The 21,210-nt window shown below is 64.0% G+C and carries 18 protein-coding genes and 1 tRNA gene; 16 read left to right on the forward strand and 3 right to left on the reverse strand.

Translation table 11 applies throughout. The annotated features are described in order from the left end of the window. Positions 1-58 precede the first annotated feature (58 nt). The 3 genes from H3T93_RS05875 to H3T93_RS05885 are packed head-to-tail and all read left to right on the forward strand — an operon-like array spanning position 59 to position 3,790. Positions 59-1,399, forward strand: a complete 1,341-nt coding sequence (locus H3T93_RS05875) for a homoserine dehydrogenase (protein ID WP_082097863.1) — start codon at positions 59-61, stop codon at positions 1,397-1,399. Continuing rightward, entirely contained in the window at positions 1,399-2,451 is a 1,053-nt protein-coding gene (gene thrB / locus H3T93_RS05880) for a homoserine kinase (RefSeq protein WP_144178522.1), read from the forward strand. Before H3T93_RS05875 ends, thrB begins: the two co-directional genes overlap by 1 nt. Next, a complete protein-coding gene (locus H3T93_RS05885; RefSeq protein ID WP_144178352.1) occupies positions 2,441-3,790 on the forward strand; it encodes a Maf family nucleotide pyrophosphatase in 1,350 nt (449 codons plus the stop codon). The genes thrB and H3T93_RS05885 overlap by 11 nt, the downstream gene beginning before the upstream one ends. Before the next feature lie 22 nt (positions 3,791-3,812). Here the strand turns inward: H3T93_RS05885 and H3T93_RS05890 are convergent, their stop codons facing one another. Next, positions 3,813-4,757 (reverse strand): AEC family transporter, encoded by a 945-nt coding sequence (locus H3T93_RS05890; RefSeq protein ID WP_144178524.1) that lies wholly within the window; start codon positions 4,755-4,757, stop codon positions 3,813-3,815. 143 nt (positions 4,758-4,900) lie between these two features. On the opposite strand from H3T93_RS05890, the gene dapE reads away from it, so the two are divergent. From dapE to rplA, 12 genes are all read left to right on the forward strand, one after another. Beyond that, the gene (gene dapE / locus H3T93_RS05895; protein WP_144178354.1) at positions 4,901-6,130 is read left to right on the forward strand and encodes a succinyl-diaminopimelate desuccinylase; all 1,230 of its coding nucleotides are present in this window, start codon (positions 4,901-4,903) and stop codon (positions 6,128-6,130) included. Between the two features lie 236 nt (positions 6,131-6,366). Next, a complete protein-coding gene (locus H3T93_RS05900; protein WP_144178355.1) occupies positions 6,367-9,039 on the forward strand; it encodes an Rne/Rng family ribonuclease in 2,673 nt (890 codons plus the stop codon). Positions 9,040-9,193: 154 nt separating this feature from the next. Next, a complete protein-coding gene (gene rplU / locus H3T93_RS05905; protein WP_024626855.1) occupies positions 9,194-9,502 on the forward strand; it encodes a 50S ribosomal protein L21 in 309 nt (102 codons plus the stop codon). Between the two features lie 32 nt (positions 9,503-9,534). Continuing rightward, positions 9,535-9,786, forward strand: a complete 252-nt coding sequence (rpmA, locus tag H3T93_RS05910) for a 50S ribosomal protein L27 (protein ID WP_015022457.1) — start codon at positions 9,535-9,537, stop codon at positions 9,784-9,786. A 131-nt stretch (positions 9,787-9,917) separates the two neighbouring features. Continuing rightward, positions 9,918-11,597: a GTPase ObgE gene (gene obgE, locus H3T93_RS05915; RefSeq protein WP_121912971.1), complete on the forward strand. Its 1,680-nt coding sequence runs from the start codon at positions 9,918-9,920 to the stop codon at positions 11,595-11,597. Beyond that, on the forward strand, positions 11,594-12,736 hold the full coding sequence (gene proB, locus H3T93_RS05920) for a glutamate 5-kinase (protein WP_144178356.1): 1,143 nt from the start codon (positions 11,594-11,596) through the stop codon (positions 12,734-12,736). Before obgE ends, proB begins: the two co-directional genes overlap by 4 nt. A 43-nt stretch (positions 12,737-12,779) precedes the next feature. Then, positions 12,780-13,988, forward strand: coding sequence for a pyridoxal phosphate-dependent aminotransferase (locus H3T93_RS05925; RefSeq protein ID WP_186363990.1), 1,209 nt, complete (start codon positions 12,780-12,782; stop codon positions 13,986-13,988). A 120-nt stretch (positions 13,989-14,108) separates the two neighbouring features. After that, a tRNA-Trp gene (locus H3T93_RS05930) sits at positions 14,109-14,184 on the forward strand. Positions 14,185-14,228: 44 nt separating this feature from the next. Beyond that, positions 14,229-14,453: a preprotein translocase subunit SecE gene (gene secE / locus H3T93_RS05935; RefSeq protein WP_046323894.1), complete on the forward strand. Its 225-nt coding sequence runs from the start codon at positions 14,229-14,231 to the stop codon at positions 14,451-14,453. Positions 14,454-14,483: 30 nt separating this feature from the next. Further along, positions 14,484-15,326, forward strand: coding sequence for a transcription termination/antitermination protein NusG (gene nusG / locus H3T93_RS05940; protein ID WP_144178359.1), 843 nt, complete (start codon positions 14,484-14,486; stop codon positions 15,324-15,326). 138 nt (positions 15,327-15,464) lie between these two features. Continuing rightward, the gene (rplK, locus tag H3T93_RS05945; protein WP_015022451.1) at positions 15,465-15,896 is read left to right on the forward strand and encodes a 50S ribosomal protein L11; all 432 of its coding nucleotides are present in this window, start codon (positions 15,465-15,467) and stop codon (positions 15,894-15,896) included. Positions 15,897-15,960: 64 nt separating this feature from the next. Next, positions 15,961-16,650: a 50S ribosomal protein L1 gene (gene rplA, locus H3T93_RS05950; protein WP_046323363.1), complete on the forward strand. Its 690-nt coding sequence runs from the start codon at positions 15,961-15,963 to the stop codon at positions 16,648-16,650. Between the two features lie 90 nt (positions 16,651-16,740). Here rplA and H3T93_RS05955 read toward each other — a convergent pair whose 3' ends face one another. Both H3T93_RS05955 and H3T93_RS05960 read right to left on the reverse strand, forming a co-directional pair. After that, on the reverse strand, positions 16,741-17,973 hold the full coding sequence (locus tag H3T93_RS05955) for a PucR family transcriptional regulator (protein ID WP_144178360.1): 1,233 nt from the start codon (positions 17,971-17,973) through the stop codon (positions 16,741-16,743). Then, positions 17,970-19,862 carry a DUF6020 family protein gene (locus tag H3T93_RS05960; RefSeq protein WP_144178361.1) on the reverse strand — a complete coding sequence of 631 codons (1,893 nt, stop codon included), beginning with the start codon at positions 19,860-19,862 and terminating at the stop codon, positions 17,970-17,972. The genes H3T93_RS05955 and H3T93_RS05960 overlap by 4 nt, the downstream gene beginning before the upstream one ends. Positions 19,863-20,039: 177 nt before the next feature. Here H3T93_RS05960 and H3T93_RS05965 point away from each other — a divergent pair, with 177 nt between their 5' ends. Then, entirely contained in the window at positions 20,040-21,146 is a 1,107-nt protein-coding gene (locus H3T93_RS05965; protein ID WP_144178362.1) for a biotin--[acetyl-CoA-carboxylase] ligase, read from the forward strand. Positions 21,147-21,210: the final 64 nt, after the last annotated feature.

Consider the following 21,210-nt stretch of genomic DNA (forward strand, 5'->3'; position numbering starts at 1 on the left):
CTTTCTAAGATGGAGCAACACCCGGAGACAGGCCCCGTTGGGGCGGATGGAGGACCATATGCCTGAACGCATGCAGCAGCAGGAGGCCGTCAGGCCCATCCGCGTAGCACTTCTGGGGGCCGGGACCGTGGGCTCCCAGACTGCCCGCCTCTTGGTGGAGCAGAGCCAGGATCTGGCCAGTCGAGTGGGCCGCCCCCTGCAGCTGGTAGGTATCGCCGTCCTCCATCCTGACAAGGTCAAGGCTGATTGGATTGATCCGTCCCTGCTGACCACAGACTCAGCCGACTTAGTCACTAAAGCGGATATCGTCATCGAACTGATCGGTGGGATCGAGCCGGCCCGCACCCTGCTGCTCAAGGCCATCGAGTCCGGCGCCAGCGTGGTCACCGCCAACAAGGCCTTGCTGGCCCAGCACGGCCCTGAGCTCTACCGGGCCGCCGAAGAACGGGGCGTCGACATCTACTTCGAAGCGGCTGTGGGCGGAGCCATCCCCATCGTGCGGCCCCTGCGCGAGTCCCTGGTGGGCGACGGCATCACCAGTCTGGTGGGCATCGTCAACGGGACCACCAACTACATTCTGGATGAGATGACCACCAAGGGTCTTCAATTCGATCAGGCCCTGCGCGATGCCCAGGCCAAGGGCTTCGCTGAGGCGGATCCCACTGCCGATGTGGACGGGCTGGATGCGGCCGCTAAGGCCGCCATCATGGCCACGCTGGCCTTCCATACCGATGTGCGCCTGGACGACGTCCCCGTGGAGGGCATCCGCGCCATCACTGCCGACGATATTGCGGCCGCACAGACCGAGCACCGGGTCATCAAGCTTCTGGCTGTGGCTGAACGCGGGGAGCAGGGCATCTCCGCCCGGGTTTACCCGGCGCTGATCCCCGACAGCCACCCTCTGGCCTCGGTCCATGGCAGCTTCAATGCGGTCTTCGTCACCGCCAAAGCCGCCGACGATCTCATGTTCTACGGCCGGGGTGCCGGCGGAGCGCCCACAGCATCAGCCGTTGTGGGGGATGTGGTCACCGAGGCACGCCACATCGTCCAGCATGGCATGGGTCCGGGAATCCCCATGTACGCCAACATCCCCATGGCTCCGCTGGATGCATCCCGGGCCGCCTTTGCTGTCCGCTTCCTGATTCACGACAAGCCTGGCGTGCTGGCGGCCATCGCCCAGGTCTTCTCCGAGGCGGGCATTTCCATCAACGGAGTCAATCAGGACATCAAGCCCACCCTGCATGACCCGGGCTACAGCGGCGAGATCCAGCAGTTGCGCGTGGTCACCCATCTGTGCGACGAGGTGACCCTGCGGCAGGTGGTTCAGCGAATCTCCACCTTCGACTCGGTCACCGGGCAGGCCTCTATTCTGCGCGTATTCGATCGGCAGGCCCAATGATGACCGTTGCCACAGAGGGCCCATCTACTGTCCGGGTGCGTGTGCCAGCCACCAGCGCCAACCTGGGTTCGGGTTTCGATGCAGTCGGTCTGGCGCTGAACTACCATGACGAGATCGTCTTCACCCGTTCCGTGGACCCGGGTGACACCACCGCCTATGTCGTCATCAAAGGCGAGGGAGAGCGGACCCTGCCCCGAGACGAGACCCACCTGGTTGTTTCCGCATTCCGGCGGGCCTGCCAGGTCTTTGGACTGCCACGGTTCGGCTTCATCATGAGAGCCGTCAATCGTATCCCCCAGGCCAGGGGGTTGGGATCCAGCGCTGAGGCCATCGTGGCCGGGATTGCGGCTGCTGCTGCCTTCGCCCACGCCGGTCCCCTGCGCCGTGATGCCGTATTTGCACTGGCTGCCCAGATCGAGGGGCATCCCGACAACGTGGCGCCTGCCGTTTACGGGGGACTGACCGTCTCCTATGATTTGGCCACTGGCGAGGGGGTGGGTTCCCTGCCCATAGCCGGGGGCGCGCCCTTGGAAGGCGGCTACCACACCCTGCGCTACAAGGTGGACCCGGCTATCAAGGCCACGGTTTTCATTCCCGGCGCCCATCTGTCCACACAGAAGGCCCGACAGGCCCTGCCCAACAGGGTGCCTTATGCGGATGCCGTCCACAACCTTTCTCGGGCGGCCCTGATTCCCGGCGCTCTGAACCCAGGGTCACTAGATGACCTGGGGGCCGAGAAGATCGGGCAGGCTGCCGAAGCTAACTCCTTGCTCTTTGTAGCTACCCAGGATCGACTCCATCAGCCATACCGGGCCGGGCTCATGCCGTCCTCCACCAAGCTCCTGCAGCTCCTTCGTCGTCAGGGCTATGCGGCGGCCGTCTCTGGGGCTGGACCATGCATTATCGTCCTGCACTACGGGGATGCCGAAAATGAGCTGCGGACCCTTGCCAGGGACTATCTGGATTCCGGTCGCTGGCGGATCCTGTCCTTGGACGTGGACTGCCAGGGGGTCCAGGTGGAACGGGACCAGGAAGGCAATCGTGAACACTGAAGACAGGCATATCCCGCTGATCCTGGCATCATCCTCTCCATCCAGGCGGCGGCTTCTGGTCCAGGCCGGCATTGACCCCATCATTCGACCCTCAAAGGTCGATGAGCCGGCTGTGCTTGCGGAACGGGCCCGTAAACTGGGTTGTCGCCTGGATGACCTGGATGTGCGCGAACGGGTCAGTGTCTTGGCTGAGGCCAAGGCTTCGGCTGTCCAAGCGACCTTGAATGCCGTCAAGGATGCCGAAAGACGATCCCGGGGCGATCTGGTCACGTTCAGGCCTCTGAGCCAGGGTGATTCAGGTGCATCCTCCCGGGATCCCATGAGCCGGGTCATTGGGGCCTGGGGCGGGATGATCGGCGCCGGGCGCGGGCCCCTCCTGTTGGGGTGTGACTCGCTGTTCAGCATGGACGGGGTTGTCATGGGCAAGCCTCACAAGCCAGAACGTGCTATGGAGCGGTTGATGGCTATGCGTGGCCAAACAGGTACCCTGGTCACCGGTCACTGTCTGATCGATCTGGCCACCGGACGAAAGGTCCGGGCGGTCAGCAGCGCTCAAGTGACCTTCGGAGACTATGACCGGGCATCCATGCAGGCCTATGTAGCCACAGGCGAACCCCTTGAGGTGGCTGGATCCTTCACCTTGGAGGGATTGGGCAGCGCCTTCATCCAGGGCATCGAGGGTGATCCCAGTGGAGTGATGGGATTGAGTATGCCCACCCTGCGCGCCCTGGCCCAGGAGCTGGGCGTCTCCTGGCCTGACCTGTGGGCCGAACGAGTCATGCCCAAGCGGCAGCAGACCGCCAGATCGATGCGCGGCCCTGAGGGAATGGTCGCTCCCGTGGAGAACGTCCATCAGCCTGGCGACGGGTGGGTGGACTGCGCCTGCGGCAAGCGGCACTGGGGGCTCAACGGGGCTGCCGGCGTTTTGTTGGCCCGGCGTGATGCCTGCACAGGTGTGCCGGTCAGTGTGCTTCTGCAGCATCGGGCCCGCTGGAGCGCTGAGGGCGGCACCTGGGGTGTGCCGGGCGGCGCCATCTCCGACGGGGAAAATCCCTTGGAGGGCGGCCTGCGCGAGAGCTATGAGGAGGCCAACATCCGTCCGGAGGACATTCAGGTGGTGGGTTCCTACCTGGAGGACCACGGTCCCTGGGGTTACACGACCATACTGGCCTTTGAGCGTCCCGGCCACCAGGTCGATCCCCGCATGAATGACGATGAGAGCATTGCCCTGGAATGGGTGGACCGGGACAAGGTCGCGGACCTGCCCCTTCTGAAGGCCTTCGGACAGGACTGGCCGCACTTCAGACAACGCTTGGAGGTTCTGGCAGCCGAAGGCTGAGTAGGCAGCCTGCCTGGGCGCATCAGCTCAGGAGCAGAGCAACCAGAGCGATGATCACGGGCGAGGTGATCGTGCTCAACAGGATGCCGTCCCTGGCGAAGGTGGTTCCCACCTCGTACCGGGCGGCGTAGTTGTAGACGTTCTGGCCGGTGGGCAGGGCCGCCAGAACCACGCACCCGTACAGCTCCGCCCCGCCGAAGCCCATCATGAACCGGGCCAGCAGGTAGGCGATCATGGGCATGACCAGATTCTTCAGGATCACCGCACACAGGGTGGCACGACGGTCAGTGCCCCGGCCCATGGGTCGCGAACCCCGCAGGGACATGCCGAAGGCCATGAGGATCATGGGCACGGCCGACTGCCCAATCATGTCGATGGGCTTGTAGACGAAGTCAGGGATGACGAAATGGCCGGCCTGAGCGCTGATGGCCGATATCACTATGCCGCCTATGGAGCCGATGAGGATCGGCTGCTTCAGAGGCTGTTTGAGGATGGTCTTGACCGAAAGCTTGCCAGAGGTGGTCGCGTCCAGAACGGTCAGCCCGATTGGGGTGAAGAGGGCTTGTTGCATGACCAGGATAGGGGCCACCAGTGTGGGATTGCCCAGAATATAGGTGGCTACAGGCAACCCGATGTTATTGGAGTTCAAATACAGGGAGTCGAGAGCGCCGATGGTGGCTTCGGCGGCAGGCAGGTGGAAGCTGGTCGCATTCAGGGCCACGAAAAGCAGACCCACGGCCGCCGCCGACAGGAAGGCCACGATGATGCTGGGGTGGAAGATTACCGACAGCTTCTGCTTGGAGAGGATGGCGAACATCAGGCAGGGCGTTGACACAAAGAATGAGTACTTGTTCAGTACCAGCTGGGCTGTGGGACCGCCTACATGGAAGCGGGCGGCCACATAGCCCACGGCGATGACCACGCCGATGATGAAGAACCCCTCCATGGCGCTGAGCAGTCCAGGCACTCCGGCATCCTCCTCGTCTCGCATGGTGGACGGCGGCCTCCCAGGCGGAGTGCCACCGCTTCCGTCGCCCCCATTGTGCCACCAGGACCTCATGCTTGCGGCTGCAGGTCCATCTGCGATTCCCGGCCCGCTAGCATGGCACTATGGCCAAGAACACACAGACGGATATTGATCTTCTCGCAGGTGCCCGGGGGGTTGAACCTGCCCAGGCCCTGGCAAGGATACTGGAGTCCATGACCGCCCTGCTTTCGGTCAGCGGCCAGGAGGGCGCCCTGGCTGATGCCGTCCAGAGGGCCCTGTCCTCACGAGCTGATCTCTTGGTCCAACGGTTGGGTGATACGGTCGTGGCATCCACCCAGCTGGGCCGTCCCCACCGCATCGTCCTTGCCGGGCATCTAGACACCGTGCCCGTGGATGGGAACCTCCCCCCGCGCTGGCTGGAGCCCGGCGACCCGGACATCCGCGCCGACCTGGCTGCCGCCCACCCTGGATCCCGGGTGCTGTACGGCAGGGGCTCCGCCGACATGAAGGCCTCGGATGCCGTCTTTCTTCACCTGGCGCTCACCCTGCAGGAGCCGGTCTATGACCTGACCTTCGTCTTCTACGACCATGAGGAGGTCCAGGCCGACCTGAACGGGCTGGGCCGGGTGGTGGCCGCCCACCCCGACTGGGTGCAAGGTGATTTCGCCATCATCGGCGAGCCAACCGACTGCACCATCGAGGCCGGCTGCAATGGAACCATGCGCTTCGATCTGATCACCCACGGCACGGCGGCCCACTCCGCCCGGGCCTGGATGGGTAGCAATGCCATCCACGCGGCCGCGCCCATTCTGGATCGGCTGGAGCAGTACCGTCCGGCCACGGTGCGGGTGGACGGCCTGGACTATCGGGAGGGGCTCAACGCCACCACGATCGAGGGCGGCCTGGGCACCAACGTCATTCCCGACCGCTGCCGGGTGCATGTCAACTACCGGTTCGCCCCCGACAAGAGTCTGGCCCAGGCCAAGGAGTTGATGATGGGCCAAGGGACAGGCGCTGAGCTGGGCAATGGCGAGCATATGGCCCGCGGCGGGGTCTTCCAGGGGTTCTCGGTGCGCATGTGCGACGAATCGCCAGCGGCCCGTCCTGGACTGGATTCGCCATGGGCGAGTTCACTGGCGGACCTGGTTGCCCGGACCACGGGCCAGCAGCCTCGTGCCAAGCTGGGGTGGACCGATGTGGCCCGATTTTCAGCCCTTGGCCTACCAGCCGTCAACCTGGGCGCAGGGGACCCCCTACTGGCCCACAAGGCCGACGAACAGGTGCCCCTGGATGACCTGGTCCGGCTGGAAGCAATACTGGTCGAGTGGCTCAATGGACCTGAAGACCGCTGATCTGTGACATACTAGATGACGGTGGTTCTGCCTGACCACTTGCAGCGTAGGCGTTGATCCCCCCGGACGGAGACCCAGTGACCCGTGTGGGCGTCGGTGTCCGCCTGCGTCAGGAAGACTTTTTGCCAAGGCGTTTCGATCGGGCGTACGCAGGTGCGCGGTTGCAGTGAGAGTGCAGCGTGAGGACGGATCGGGACCGTGAGAGCGGCGCGAGGCGGCGTGCCGCAAGGAGCATTGTGCCCGAAAATACGAATGAGGATACCAAGGATAATCGGTCCGCCATCAGTGATGGGCAGGGACGGCAGGTTGAAGAGACTGCAAGTTCCGGCACTCGTCGCCGCTCCGGACGGCGTGTGGTCAGGGTGGCCGGCGCTGCCGGTGCCGACGTGCCTGTGAAGGTCGAGGCCGAGAAGCGCAAGACCTCCCGCAAGGCCAAGGAGGAGGGCGACGAGTCCAAGCCCTCCGCCACCCGTCGCCGCCGCACCCGCAAGCCCAAGGAGGATCAGGCTGCCGATCAGAGCGTGCAGGACCACTCCAGCCAGGATGCCCAGGAAGACGAGAGCGAGTCCAAGCCGGCCAGGACGACTACTCGTCGTCGCAGCCGTACTACTGCCCGCCGACGCACCGAGGAGCATGCCCAGGAGGGCGAACCTGATCAAGACCGTCAGGAACGTGCCCTTGAGGCTGTGGAGGCTCTGACGTCGGGGCTCAGCCAGAGGACAGACCGGAAGGCTGAGGAGCAGGATGAGCGTCCGCGTGCCGCCCGCACCGCCCGTCCCCGTCCTATGACGTCGTTGCTCTTCCAGGAGCCCGTTATACCCGTCTCCAGGCCTGAGCAGAATGAGCGCGACGAACGGGATGAGGAGGACGAGGATGCCGAACAGTCATCCAAGCCCTCCCGCCGAAGCAAATCCAGGAGCACCTCGGAGGGCGGTTCACGCCGTTCTCGCAGGCTCAATGCCGAGGAGCGCAGGGCCGCCGACGAGGTGGAGCGCATCGAGGAGGATCTGGATCACGAGGGCATAACCTTCGTGGTTGACGAGGACCAGGAACAGGACGAGGACCAGAATGAGTCCGGCACTCGCACTCGTCGCCGCCGCCGTGCCAAGAGCGATGATGAGGGCTCTGACAAGTCCGTTTCCACTCGCCACCGTCGCGGGCACGAGCAGGAGAAGGACAAGGATGACGAGGACGAGGCCCCGCTGACCCGTCGCCGCCGCCGTCGCAGAGGCTCCAAGTCCGCTGAGGGCGAGTCAGAGGAGCCCAATACCCGCCGCTCGCGCAAACAGCAATATATTGACGAGATCACCGACGTGGAGGGCTCCACCCGCTTGGAGGCCAAAAAGCAGCGCCGGCGGGACAACCGCCGCGAACGCTCGCGTCAGTCCCAACTGGTCGAGCAGGACTTCCTGGCCCGCCGTGAAAACGTCAACCGCCTGATGGTGGTGCGCGAGAAGGAGCACCACACCCAGATCTCGGTCATCGAGGACGATATCCTGGTCGAGCACTACGTCTCCGACATCCAGGAGGTCTCCACTGTAGGCAACATCTACCTGGGCCGGGTTCAGAACGTCCTGCCCAGCATGGAGGCCGCCTTCGTGGACGTCGGCCAGGCCCGCAACGGCGTGCTCTATGCCGGCGAGGTCAACTGGGACTCCACCCGTCTGGAGGGCCAGCCCCGCCGGATCGAACTGGCCTTCAAATCCGGCGACCCTGTGCTGGTCCAGGTCACCAAGGACCCCATTGGCCACAAGGGTGCACGGCTGACCTCGCAGGTCACGCTGGCCGGCCGCTTCCTGGTCCTGGTGCCCTCGGGCGGCATGACCGGCGTCAGCCGCAAGCTGCCCGACCGCGAGCGTTCCCGTCTCAAGAGCATCGTCTCCAAGGTGGCCCCCAAGGACATGGGCGTCATCATTCGCACCGCGGCAGAGGGGGCCAGCGAGGAGGCTCTGACCAAGGACCTGGAGAACCTGCAGCGTCAGTGGGGCAAGATCGAGGACAAGCGCAAGGAGTTCCTGCACGGCAAGCGTCCCAAGCTTCTGCAGGGCGAGCCGGACGTGGCTATCCGTGTGGTTCGAGACATCTTCAACGACGACTTCGCCAAGCTGGTGGTCCAGGGCGAGGGGGTCTACGAGAGGGTCCGCAACTACCTGGAGACCATGGCCCCCGACCTGGAGGAGAAACTTGAGCACTGGGACCCGGCCGAGCACCAGGGCAAGGATGTTTTCGATCGCTGGAGCATCGACAGCCAACTGCGCAAGGGCATGGAGCGCCAGGTCTACCTGCCCTCCGGCGGCTCCCTGGTCATCGACCGCACCGAGGCTATGACCACCATCGACGTGAACACGGGCCGCTTCATCGGCAAGGGCAAGTCGCTGGAGGAGACGGTGACCCGTTGCAACCTGGAGGCTTCCGAGGAGATCGCCCGCCAGCTGCGCCTGCGCGACATCGGCGGCATGATCATGATCGACTACGTGGATATGGTCATGCCGGCCAATCGCGACCTGGTCCTGCGCCGCTTGGTCGAGTGCCTGGCCCGGGACCGCACCAAGCACCAGGTGGCCGAGGTCACCTCCCTGGGTCTGGTGCAGATGACCCGCAAGCGGGTGGGCCAGGGTCTGGTCGAGGCCTTCTCCGAGGAGTGCCCCACCTGCCATGGCCGAGGCTTCATCCTTCACGACAAACCGACCATCTCCGCCTCCTATGCCGACCCATACGCGGTCAAGGGCGGCGACCCCTTCGTCAAGACCAACAAGCATGGGCACGGCTCCTCTTCCAAGGAGACCTTGTCCACAGGTTCGACCCCTGCAGTCAAGGCCAAGCTGGCCAGGATCGCTGCGGCGGCCCAGGCGGCGTCGGACGAGGATGATGCCCAGGCTGAGACGGCGGATGTCGCCAAGGAGTCATAAACTGAATTCGTTTTGTCGGCGGAGCAGGCACATTTGACGACGCGGTGTGTTTGCTTCTATACTGGTTAGCTGGTGTCTGGACGGGTCCGTCAATCGCATGGCGAGACCCGGATGCCGGGCGCATACAGCTTTGGACAACAGGCAAGGTAGGGCTATGTACGCGATTGTGAAGGCCGGAGGCCATCAGGAGAAGGTCGAGGTCGGTGACCAGATCACGGTCAACCGTCTGGCTGCCAGGAAGGGCGAGTCGGTCGAGTTTCCGGTCGCGCTGGTCGTCGATGGATCCAAGGTGACCATGGCCGCCAAGGATCTGGCAAAGATCTCCGTCAAGGGCGAGGTCGTGGACGATGAGGCCAAGGGCCCCAAGATCAACATCCAGAAGTTCAAGAACAAGACCGGCGTGGCGCGCCGCAAGGGCCACCGCCAGAAGCAGACCGTGGTCAAGATCACGGCCATCGCCTGAGGGCCTAGGTCGAGGTAGGAAAGGAACCAGACATGGCACATAAGAAGGGTGCGTCCAGCTCACGCAACGGGCGCGATTCGAATGCACAGTACCTGGGCGTCAAGAAGTTCGGCGGCGAGGCCGTAGTGGCCGGCAACATCATCGTTCGCCAGCGTGGCACCAAGTTCCATCCTGGCCAGAACGTCGGCCTGGGCAAGGACCACACCCTCTTCGCCCTGACGGACGGAACCGTTCGGTTCGCCAACCGGCGTGACCGCAAGGTCGTTGACGTGCTTACCGCCTGATTGCCCTTTATCGGCATCAGCCAAGGCCATCCCTGTCGTGGGGGTGGCCTTTTTGCATATATGTATGAAGATGCAGAGCATTCAGCTCTCAGGGGCCGCATGTCAGGCCGGATTGAGTACCATGGGCCCCTATGAGCGCATTTGTGGATCAGGTCACCGTCCATGTCAAGGGTGGCGACGGCGGCAATGGAGCGTCCTCCATCCGCCGCGAGAAGTACAAGCCCCTGGCCGGGCCTGATGGAGGCGACGGCGGCCAGGGTGGCTCGGTCATTCTTCAGGCCGATGCCAACGCCACCAGCCTGCTGGACTACCGCTTCCTGCCGCACCGCCAGGCCGAATCAGGCACCATGGGTCTGGGCGGCGACAAGGACGGCAGCCGTGGCCAGGATCTGATTCTGCCGGTGCCGGTGGGCACCGTGGTCTTCACCGCCAAAGGAGGCCAAGGCGAGCGCAAGCAGCCTGGTGAGCGACTGGCCGACCTGGCCCACGTGGGAGACCGGTTCGTTGCAGCCCAAGGCGGCGTGGGCGGTCTGGGCAACCGCTCCCTGGCCACCAAGGCCAGGCGGGCTCCTGGCTTCGCGTTGCTAGGGGATCCCGGGCAGGAGCGCGACCTGGTGCTGGAGCTCAAATCCATCGCCGACGTGGCCCTGGTGGGTTTCCCCAGCGCGGGCAAATCCAGCCTGGTGGCGGCCATGAGCGCGGCCCGGCCCAAGATCGCCGACTATCCATTCACTACCCTGGTGCCCAACCTGGGCGTGGTCCAGGCAGGGGAAAGCCGCTTTACTATGGCCGATGTGCCAGGGCTGATTCCAGGAGCCTCCCAAGGCAAGGGTCTTGGGCTGGAGTTTCTGCGGCACATCGAGCGTACCGAGATTATCGCCCACGTCATCGATTGTGCCACCTTGGAGCCTGATCGGGACCCCATGAGCGACTACCGGGCCCTGGAAGAGGAGCTTTCCCATTATGCCGACCGCCTGGAGCTTCCTCTGGGAGTCATCCCCATGGCCGAGCGGCCCAGGGTGATCATCCTCAACAAGGCTGACCTGCCGGAAGCTCGCGAACTGGCCGAATTCGTTAGGCCTGACTTCGAGGCCCTGGGTCTCAAGGTCTTTGTGGTCTCCACAGCCTCGCATCAGGGGCTTAAGGAACTGGGTTACTACTTGGCCGGTCTGGTGGACCGCCTGCGCGGGCAGCTGCGTCAGCGGGAAGAGGCCAGGCAGGAGGAGCGCGTGGTCATCCGCCCCTTGGAGCGGCGGCGCAGGAGCGGCGACCAGTCCGGGGACTTCACCCTTGAGCGGCATCAGACCCGTTCCGGACAGACCTGGTTCAGGGTCTGCGGAGCCAAGCCCGAGCGTTGGGTCCGTCAGACCAACTTCGACAACGAGGAGGCCGTGGGCTATCTGGCTGACTGCCTGGCCCGGATGGGTGTGGAGGATGCTCTGCGCAAGGCCGGAGCCAGGCCAGGTGACGAGGTCCGCATCGGTCCTGGCGACGATGCGGTGGCCTTCGACTGGGATCCGAGTGTGGCGGCCGGCGCCGAAATGCTGGATGGCACCCCCCAGGTGGCCCGGGGTCGTGACCTGCGCCTGGAGGAGAGCCAGGGGCTCAACCGTCGCCGCACCAACAGCGAACGCCGCCGCCAGTACCACCAGATGATGGATGCCCGGCAGGCGGTGCGACAGGTCATGGAGCAGGAACGGCGCCAGGGGCACTGGGCCGACCCCTCCGTGGACGACGATCCCCACGACAGGCAGGGCCTGCTGGGGCGCGGGGACGCGGATGCTGCCAGTTCGGAGGAGGCTGGGCAATGACCGAACGGGAAGGATCTGATGAGGCTGAGATCCGCTCCCGAGTGGCTCAGGCCCGTACCATGGTGGTCAAGGTAGGATCCAGCTCTCTGACCGATCTCCATGGGCACTTGGACCTTGGCCGCCTGCGTTCGCTGGTGGGCGCCCTGGCCTCGGCTGCCGTGAATGGCGCTCGCCTGGTCCTGGTCACTTCTGGGGCCATTGCAGCTGGTTTTGGCACCCTGGGATTCGATGAACGCCCCGGTGATGTGGCCACCCAGCAGGCTACGGCCTCAGTGGGCCAAGGTCTGCTCATGGCTCAGTACGAGACCGCCTTCGCCCGCTATGACCTACGGGTTGGCCAGATCCTGATCACCGCTCGTGACACCACCCATGCCGTCCAGTACCGCAACGCCCGGCGCACCCTCTGCCGTCTGCTGGATCTGGGGGTCATCCCCATCGTCAACGAGAACGATGCCCTGGCCAGCAACGAGATCCGTTTCGGCGACAACGACCATCTTTCGGCCCTGATCGCCAACATCGTCAGCGCCGATGCCCTGGTCCTGCTGACTGATGTGGATGCCCTCTACACTGAACCCCCGTCCCAGCCAGGGGCCCACAGGATCGGCTTTGTGCCGGACGTGGCGGCCATTATGGACCAAGTGGATGCCCAGGGGTCCGTCTCTGGGCTGGGAACCGGGGGCATGTCCACCAAGCTGGAGGCGGCGCGGATTGCTGCGGCCTCCGGCATGCCCGTGGTCTTGACTCGCGCCGATCTTGCAGGTCCTGCCCTGGCCGGCGACCGGGTGGGCACCCTCTTCGCCCCCATCCGTCCGCGGGGCTCCTCGCACCGGCTCTGGATCAAGTTCGCATCCCGTCCCCGGGGCGGCTATCTGGTGGATCAGGGGGCCGTCAAAGCTCTGCGCGGTGGTCGGGCCAGCCTGCTGGCAGCTGGTGCCAGATCGGTCCAGGGTGAGTTCTCGGCCGGGGATCCGGTCTGGATTCATGATGAGTCCGGTCACCAGGTGGCCAAGGGTCTGTCCGGCTACGATTCTGAGGAGGCTCAGGACATGCTGGGCCTAAACACCAAGGAGCTCCGCCGCCGACTGGGCGCTCACTATGCCCACCCGCTGGTGCATCGGGACTCTCTGGTCCTGGTCTGAGCGCAGCCCTGGGGGTGGCGGGCGGTAGCATGACAGCATGACTATGGCGCAATGGCAGACCCTGAGCAGACGCATAGATGCGGTGGCCCCCAGTGCCACTCTGGCCGTGGATTCGAAAGCCAAGGCCATGAAGGCCCAGGGCATGAATGTGATCAGCTTCGGTGCCGGCGAACCCAACTTTCCCACGCCTGACCACATCGTGCAGGCAGCGGCCCGAGCCTGCCTGGATCCGAGCAACCATCGCTATACGCCCACGGCGGGCCTGCCCCAACTTAAACAGGCCATCGCCGACAAGACCCTGCGCGACTCGGGTTACCAGATCGACCCGGATCAGGTGGTGGTTACCAACGGTGGCAAGCAGGCCGTCTATGAGACTTTCCAGATCCTGTTGAATCCTGGCGATGAGGTCATCATCCCCGCACCCTACTGGACCAGTTATCCACAGATGGTTCTGCTGGCCGGCGGCCGGCCGGTCCCCGTGCTCAGCGGAGCCGACCAGGGCTATATCCCCAGCCTGGAGCAGCTGGAGGCGGCCCGGACCGAGCGCACGCGCGCCATCATTCTCAACGTGCCTGCCAACCCAACCGGGACGGTCTGGGACGACGACCTGGTGGCAGCTGTGGGCCGTTGGGCTGTGGAGCACCAGATCTGGGTGATCAGCGACGAGATCTACGAGCATTTGACCTACCAGGAAGCGCACACCCCCTATCCGGGCGCTCTGGTGCCCCAGGTGCGCAATCAGCTGATTGTGGTCAACGGTGTGGCCAAGACCTATGCCATGACCGGCTGGCGGGTGGGCTGGCTGATTGCCCCCCTGCCGGTGGCCAAGGCGGCCGCCAAGCTTCAGGGACATATGACCTCCAACGTGGCCAACGTCTCCCAGCAGGCGGCCCTGGCGGCCCTGACCGGCGGTTTGGAGGACGTGGAGGCCATGCGGTCGGCCTTCGCCCTGCGTCGGCGGGCCATCGTGGATGCCTTGAACGCCATGCAGGGTGTGACCTGCCCTGAACCCCTGGGTGCCTTCTACGCCTTTGCCGACGTGACTGGCCTGCTGAATCAGCCAGCGGGTCCACAAGGTACGGTCTGTGCCACCTCGGGTGAGCTGGCCGAGGTCATCCTGGAGCAGATCCAGGTGGCGGCCGTGCCAGGCGAGGCCTTCGGCGCGCCTGGCTGCCTGCGCTTCTCCTATGCGCTGGCCGATGACGACCTGGCCGAGGGCATGCGGCGTCTTGGGGACTGGATCAGCGCCTGATCCGGCTCCTGAGCGAAATGCTATGGTGGCAACACGGTTGGACGCAATCCATCCTTTAGGCTAGACTTGCCATTTGGCGGTTTTTCCTCCCTGTCGAGTAGGCTGGTTGGAAGTTCCGATAGGGAAGTGGCGCAATTGGTAGCGCAACGGTCTCCAAAACCGTAGGTTGTGGGTTCGAGTCCCGCCTTCCCTGCCAAGGCTTGCAGCAGATGATGCAGAACAAACGAAGGATGGATGACCATGGCACAGAAGGATGGGGCTGAGGAAGCCAAGCCGAACTTCTTCATGCGTATCGGGCTCTTCATCAAGCAGGTCATCGATGAGATCCGCAAGGTCGTGACCCCCACGGGCAAGGAACTGGTGGGCTGGTCCGTGGCCGTCTTCATCTTTGTGCTGTTGCTGATGATTTTCGTAACTGCGATGGACTTCGGACTGGGCAAACTAGCCCTCCTGATATTCGGCTGAGCCGTGACAAGGTAGAAGGTAGAGTGATTCATGAGTGATGATCTGACCAGAGAGGGACTGGACCCCGATCAGGCAACTGAGTCGGTCCCGTCGGCATCCGTCGACGCCCCCGCGCAGGAGGATGCCCAGGTCCAGGATCAGCAGCTCGGAACCTCTTCGGAGCAGGCTGAGCAGGACAAGGCATCCGCCGAATCTGCCCAGGCCAAGGACACCCAGGTAGATTCTTCCGATTCCGACGACCAGACCGACCAGGAGGATCCGGGTCAGCGTGCCGTGGACGAGTTCTCCAAGAAGCTGCGCACACTCGAGGGTAAGTGGTACGTTCTGCACACTTACTCCGGCTACGAGAAGCGCGTCAAGGCCAACGTGGAGTCCCGCGTGGCCTCCTTCGGCTTGGAGGACAAGGTCTTCCAGGTGGAGATTCCCATGGAGGAGGTCGAAAAGCACACCGACAAGGGCAAGAAGGTCGTCACCCGCGTGCGTGTGCCCGGCTATGTGCTGATTCGCATGTGGCCAGATGAGAACGCCCGCCGCATCATCCGCGACACTGAGGGCGTCACCGGGTTCGTCGGTCCCAGCAAGGAGCCGGCTCCGCTGACCCGCAAGGAGGTCGTCCAGATGATGGCCCCCATGATTGCTTCCGAGGCCTTAAAGGCCGCTGGAGACAAACCCGAGGCTGCCAAGAAGCGCACCATGGAGGTCTCCTACGCCGTCGGTGATCAGGTCACCGTCACTGAAGGACCCTTCGCCACCATGGCCGCCGTGGTTTCCGACGTGGAGCCCACCACGCAGAAGTTGACCGTTCTGGTCTCCATCTTCGGCAGGGACACCCCTGTGGAGCTGGGCTTCGACCAGGTCGAAAAGATCGTCTGAGCGCCGTCGGCCGGTCCCCGGTCGATGAGATAATCGTCAAGCTTGTGCTCCCTTGTGGAGCGCATTTGGAAAGAACAGGTTGCGGGAGGGGACCTATGGTCTCCGACATCACCGCTTCGTAGAAAGAAGAACCAGCATATGGCTGCAAAGAAGAAAGTCACCGCGCTGATCAAGGTGCAGATAGAGGCCGGCAAGGCCAACCCCGCGCCCCCGCTGGGCCCCGCACTGGGTTCCCATGGCGTGAACATCATGGACTTCTGCAAGCAGTACAACGATGCCACCAAGGACAAGATGGGCCAGGTCATTCCCTGCATCATCACTGTCTACGAGGATCGTTCCTTCACCTTCATCACCAAGACCCCGCCGGCAGCAGACCTCCTGCGCAAGGCGGCCGGCGTCTCCAAGGGTGCCGGCAACCCGCTGACCACCAAGGTGGGATCCGTCACCAAGGCCCAGGTCCGCGAGATCGCCCAGACCAAGATGGAGGATCTGTCGGCCCGTGACGTCGAGGCCGGAATGAAGATCATTGAAGGCACCGCCCGATCCATGGGCATCACCGTCACCGACTGAAATTTTTGTTGTGAGCGGTAGGGCATACGCTTGCCCGCACCGCGACTGCTGATAGGAGAAGCAGATGACCAAGCGTTCCAAGAAGTACCGCGAAGCGGCCGAGAAGGTCGATCGCACTAACCTGTACACCCCCGAGGAGGGCATCGCCCTGCTCAAGAGCATGCCCAAGCGCGGGTTTGACGAGACCGTGGAGGCCGTCTACCGCCTGAACGTCGATCCCCGCAAGGCCGACCAGCTGGTTCGCGGCACCGTCAGCCTGCCCAACGGCACCGGCAAGACCGTGCGCGTCCTGGTCTTCGCCCGTGGTCCTCAGGCGACTGCAGCCGCCGAGGCCGGAGCCGACGAGGTTGGCGACGACGAGCTGGTAACCAAGGTCGCCGGCGGCTATCTGGACTTTGATGCCGTGGTGGCCACCCCCGACATGATGGGCAAGGTCGGTCGCCTGGGCCGCGTGTTGGGTCCCCGTGGCCTCATGCCCAACCCCAAGACGGGCACCGTGACCATGGATGTGGCCAAGGCGGTCACCGAGATCAAGGCCGGACGTATCGAGTTCCGTGTGGACAAGAACGGCAACCTGAGCTTCCCGGTGGGCAAGGTTTCCTTCGAGCAGCAGGCTCTGGAGGAGAACTTCCACGCGGTCGACGAGGAGATCAAGCGTCTGAAGCCGGCCACGGTCAAGGGCCGCTACATCACCAAGGCCACTGTCACCACCACCATGGGCCCGGGCGTTCCTCTGGACACCGCGGTGCTCTGAGCCAGTTCGGCTGTATACTTCCAGGGCGGGAGACCTTCGGGTTCCCGCCCTTTTTATATCTTGGCCTTACGGCAGTTGGTCCGGCACCAGTCAGTCGGCGCCCGGATGCGATCTGCGGATTCTGCCGATGATCAGGGCCGCCTGGAGGACGAAGGATTCTCGCGGGTCCATAGCATCCCAGCCAGTCACCTCCACACAGCGCCTCAGCCGGTAGCGCACGGTGTTGGGATGGATGCCTAGCTTTTTGGCGGTGACCTCCAGCGAGTTGCCCGAGCGCAGAAAGGTGAGCAGCGTGGTCGGCAGAGGCCCGTCCGGGTCCTGTCCGGCCAGGCTCACATAGACCTCTTGATAGAGCTGGTCGGCAGCGTCCGTGTCCCCGTTCAGAGCTCGTTCGGGCAGAAGATCGTCGGCGTGCAGTGGTCTGGGTAGGGCGGCAGTGATGGGGTCAGCCACTGCTGGAGCCGCCGCATGCGTGCTCAGGGCAGCTCGGATGGAGTCTTCCGCACCGGAGATTCCATGGCGGAGAGGTCCCAGGCAGACAGCTGATTCGTCGGTGAAGAACCGCAGGATGGATGCGCAGAAGTCGGCTGGGGTGCCTGACCGGTCGGGATTGATCAGGACCACCATGAGCCCCTCGCTCTCGCCCACCAGAGCCCTGCCACCTTGACGGACCACCGTGGTGTGTATGGGCTGGCGGGCGTTCTCCATGCCCTGCCCGTCATCGTTGCCCTGGGCCTCGCCGACGACAGCGAAGCAGTCGAATTCGGTCGGCCAGCCTAAACGGGCCAGATCATCCACCGTCCGTGTGTCTGCCGTTTTCTCGATCAGATGCCGAATGATCCTCGACTCCGTTACTGCCTTGCGGCCGCTCCGTGTTTCGGCCAGGTCGGCGTAGAGCTCGGCTGCTGCAGTGGCGGCTTGGCGGGTGTAGACCAGCGTGGTTCGTTCCTCTTCGGATCCCATGGTCCGGCCAGCCTCCTCAAGCATGTCCAGAATGACCTGGGTCAGCTCCATGGCTCTGTGCGGACCCAGGCTCCGGGAGAGCTCGGCTGGTACGGGTGAGGGGACTTCGCTGTCTTCTGTGCCTTGGGAATCAAGTCGGGACAGCAGGTCGTCCAGAGCCGTTTGAATGGCCCCCTCCAAGGTTCTGCGCCCATCAGCGGGCACGGACCTGGCCCAGGGCAACGCCTCCTGCAGATGATCCAGCGTCTTCAGGAGAATCTGCTCCATGGCGGCATCGGAGGCAGTAGGTGCCCGGTGAGCTTGCTGCGCCTCGGCAGGTTCATCGTCCTTCGGTCTGGACCGCTTCGACTTGCCGATCATGTCGGCCGGTCCATCAGGTTTTCGGCGCGGGCACGGCGGCTCTGCCGGACCATGTCCAGGATCAGGAAGGGCACTGCCATGTCCACCGGCAACATGTGCCGTTCGAAGTTGTTGGCCGGGGCGGTGATCATGACCCCCATGATCAGCAGGAGGGGGAACCAGTACAGGGCCCCGCGCCAGTGGCCGGCTGCCAGGCGGGCGACGATCAGCAGCAGGGCGGCCACCACCCAGAAGTTGGCCCGTGCCACCAGGCCCAGCAGGGGGGTATCTGCCCAGGTTCTGACGAATCCGGTGACCCCATTGCGCCAGTCATGGCACCAGGCCGCCAGCCAGGAGCCCGAGTTCTGCACGTAGCCGTTGTTGAGGTAGTAGGACATGGCCACGTAGGCAGGGTCGCCGGGGTCGAAGTACCCGTAGGATTCGGCCATGAATGCATCCAGGTAGATCATCGGGTTGCGCAGTCCCACCTGGAGCCAGGCCTGATTCAGCCGGGACAGCTGCTCGGGTGTGACGGTCCTCCATCGATAGACGATCAGTTTGGGCTGGTTGCCCGAGGACTTGACCCGGTCTGCCTCCCAGGGGGTGTACTGGATGGCGGCATTGTCCAGGTCCATGATGGGTTCAAGGTCGGCCCTTGCCTGGGCCGGAATCCCCTGGGGATTGCGCTGGGCCACCCGAGCGATCTGCTGTAGCTGGATGCTGCGGCTCTCCACTGGATCACCCTTGATGACCGTCCCTGTGGCCGTCAGGGCGCCGGTCACCCCTGTGAACAGGACCAGGGGCAGCAGGAGACCTATCAGGATGGTGGCCCACTGGCGACGGTGGATGATCAGGGCCAGGACCAGCTGGGCCAGGACGATGTAAAGGCCATACTTGGCGCTGATCAGCATGGTCAGGGTGCTCAAGGCGAGGGCAGGCCGCAGTCGGGCCGCCTGGTTGGCGTACAGTGGCGAGTTCTTGTCCGCTGACTCCAGCTGGTGCCAGATGCCGAACCACCAGACGAAGGCGAAGGCGAAGAGTGGGGATTTGGTCAGGCTGAAGGTGCTGAAGACTACAAAGGGGGAGAAGAGGAAGAAGAGCATGACCAGGGTGCGGGCCAGCGCCCCGACATGTTCAGTTTCGCTGCCGCGCAGGAAGCGGTCGGCAGTGACGGCGCAGCAGAAGGCCGCAAAGATCACCTGCAGCCCCGCTAGGAGCACAATGCCCGCGTCGTAGGATCCGGTCAGATGGTTGGAGGCCATGATGGTCATCCCGTAAAACAGGGTCAGCACTATGTTGTGCTGATCGGTCAGGAAGGCCGGGTGAACAGGCCACAGGTAGTGGCCGATGGGGTAGACGTCCATCTGGGTGAAGGCATTGCCGCCGTAGGGGGGCTGATCGCCCTGCAGCTGAGCCAGGAAGTTGGCGCATTCCTGGGCCTGTGCATACAGGTCGGCCCCGTACGCGGCCAGCAGGGTAAAAAAGGCCCAGGCCCAGCCCAGCAGGAGCAGACGCATGATGGGTCGCCAGCCACTGGTTTGTCTGGTGATGAAGGCCGCGTAGGCACGCATCCGTGGGCGCTGCGCCAGGGCGGTCAGCCGTTGCGGCATCCTGAGGGGTCTGCAACCCAGCAGAATCCGGCGGCAGACCAAAACCAGTGCCAGGCAGATGGACAGGGTTCCCAGCATGATCAGCACCTGGGGCAGACCCACCTGTGTCAGCGAACCCTGCTGCCGGTAGATGGGGCCCAGTCCAGTGCAGAAGGCAATCCAGAGGCAGGCCAGCAAAGCCAGGGCCAGGCCCACGGTCCGGGATGCACGAGAGCCAGGCCTCCTGGTCTGCAAGACCGATGTCTGCACAGGTTGTTCGCCCGCCTCTCTCGCTTGCGCCCGTCCGCTGTCTGCGCTCAAAAGAACCCCTTTCGCGGGTCATGCCTGGTGTACGGCTTCCCCATTTTATCCAGTGCCTGTCCGAGGATGCGCTCTGAGCTATCCAATGGTCGCCTGTGAAAAGATACAAAAACCGGCCGTCGCTTTTGTGGGTGGTTCGCTACCGGGGCTGACCCCTTGTGCCGTATAGTGGAACGCGTGCCTCATCAGAATATCAAGTGGCAGCCTTCGGCATCGCTGGACAGTGGCGTACTCTCCTCGATCGTGGTGCTCGACACCGTCGATTCGACCAATACGCTCGTGGCTCATGCTCTGGAAGCCTCGACGTATTCGGATGCGCGCGACCGGGTCGAGCGGCTGTTTGGGGGCGGTGAATCGACAACGAGCACGGAGACCGTGAAGGGACTGGCCTCTGGCACAAGGGGAAAAGCCGAAGATACGCCTCGAAAAAATGCCCGTCAGGGTGTTTCTACGACTACACGGTACGAGGGAAGAGTCGCAAGTAAAGGTATTCGGCGATGGCCGGGCGCCGGGCAGAGCACCATGCCGCTGAGCGTAGCGGTTGCGGATGCACAGTCCCGGTGCCGCGGTCGTCTTGCCCGAACCTGGGTCAATCAGGCCCGATGCTCCCTGCTGGCCACTTGGGCCCTGCCGCTGCCCACCAGACTGCTGACTGGACCCTTTGGCGGATGGATGCCCATGGTGGCGGGGCTGGCTGCTCTGGAAGGCCTGCAGGATGTGCTTGAGTACCACGGCTGTCCGCTGGCTGACGGCGGCGACCCTGAAAGGGTCCTGACCCTCAAATGGCCCAATGATCTGTTTTGCCGCGGGGCCAAGCTGGGGGGCATCCTCTGCGAGCTGGTCCGGGTGGATCAGGACTGGTCTGCCTTGGTTGTCGGCATCGGCATCAACCTGTTCCTGCCACGGCAGGCGCTGCCCATTGCGGAGTCCACATCCTTGCAGCTGCATTACCAGGACCTGCCCGACTATCAGACCCTTCGCGACGATCTGGTCGATGCCATCAGCTGGCACCTGAGCGGGGAGATGGCCCCTCTTGGCCTTTACGGGTCGCTGGACAGGACCTTGAACGGGCCCCAGGGTCTGCGCTCGCGGATTGCCGCGCTTAGCTGGACGCTGGGCAAGCGGGTCAGGGTTGTCCCCGTGGCCGGTGAGCCCGTGGAGGGCCGTGCTTTGGAGATCAACCCGGATGCCTCCCTGCGGGTGCAGCTGACGGATGGCGACCAGGTTGACGTATCTACGGCAGACGTGGGTGTCCTGCCTGAAGTGGCCGCTGTGGGGGCCTAATCCCCACCCTGTTCATGCTTTCCGTCAATCCAATCACCCTTGATCAACCAGTGAGGAGAGGGGA

It is taken from the genome of Bifidobacterium sp. M0404 (genome assembly GCF_016101415.1).
Classification (GTDB): Bacteria; Actinomycetota; Actinomycetes; order Actinomycetales; family Bifidobacteriaceae; genus Bombiscardovia; species Bombiscardovia polysaccharolytica.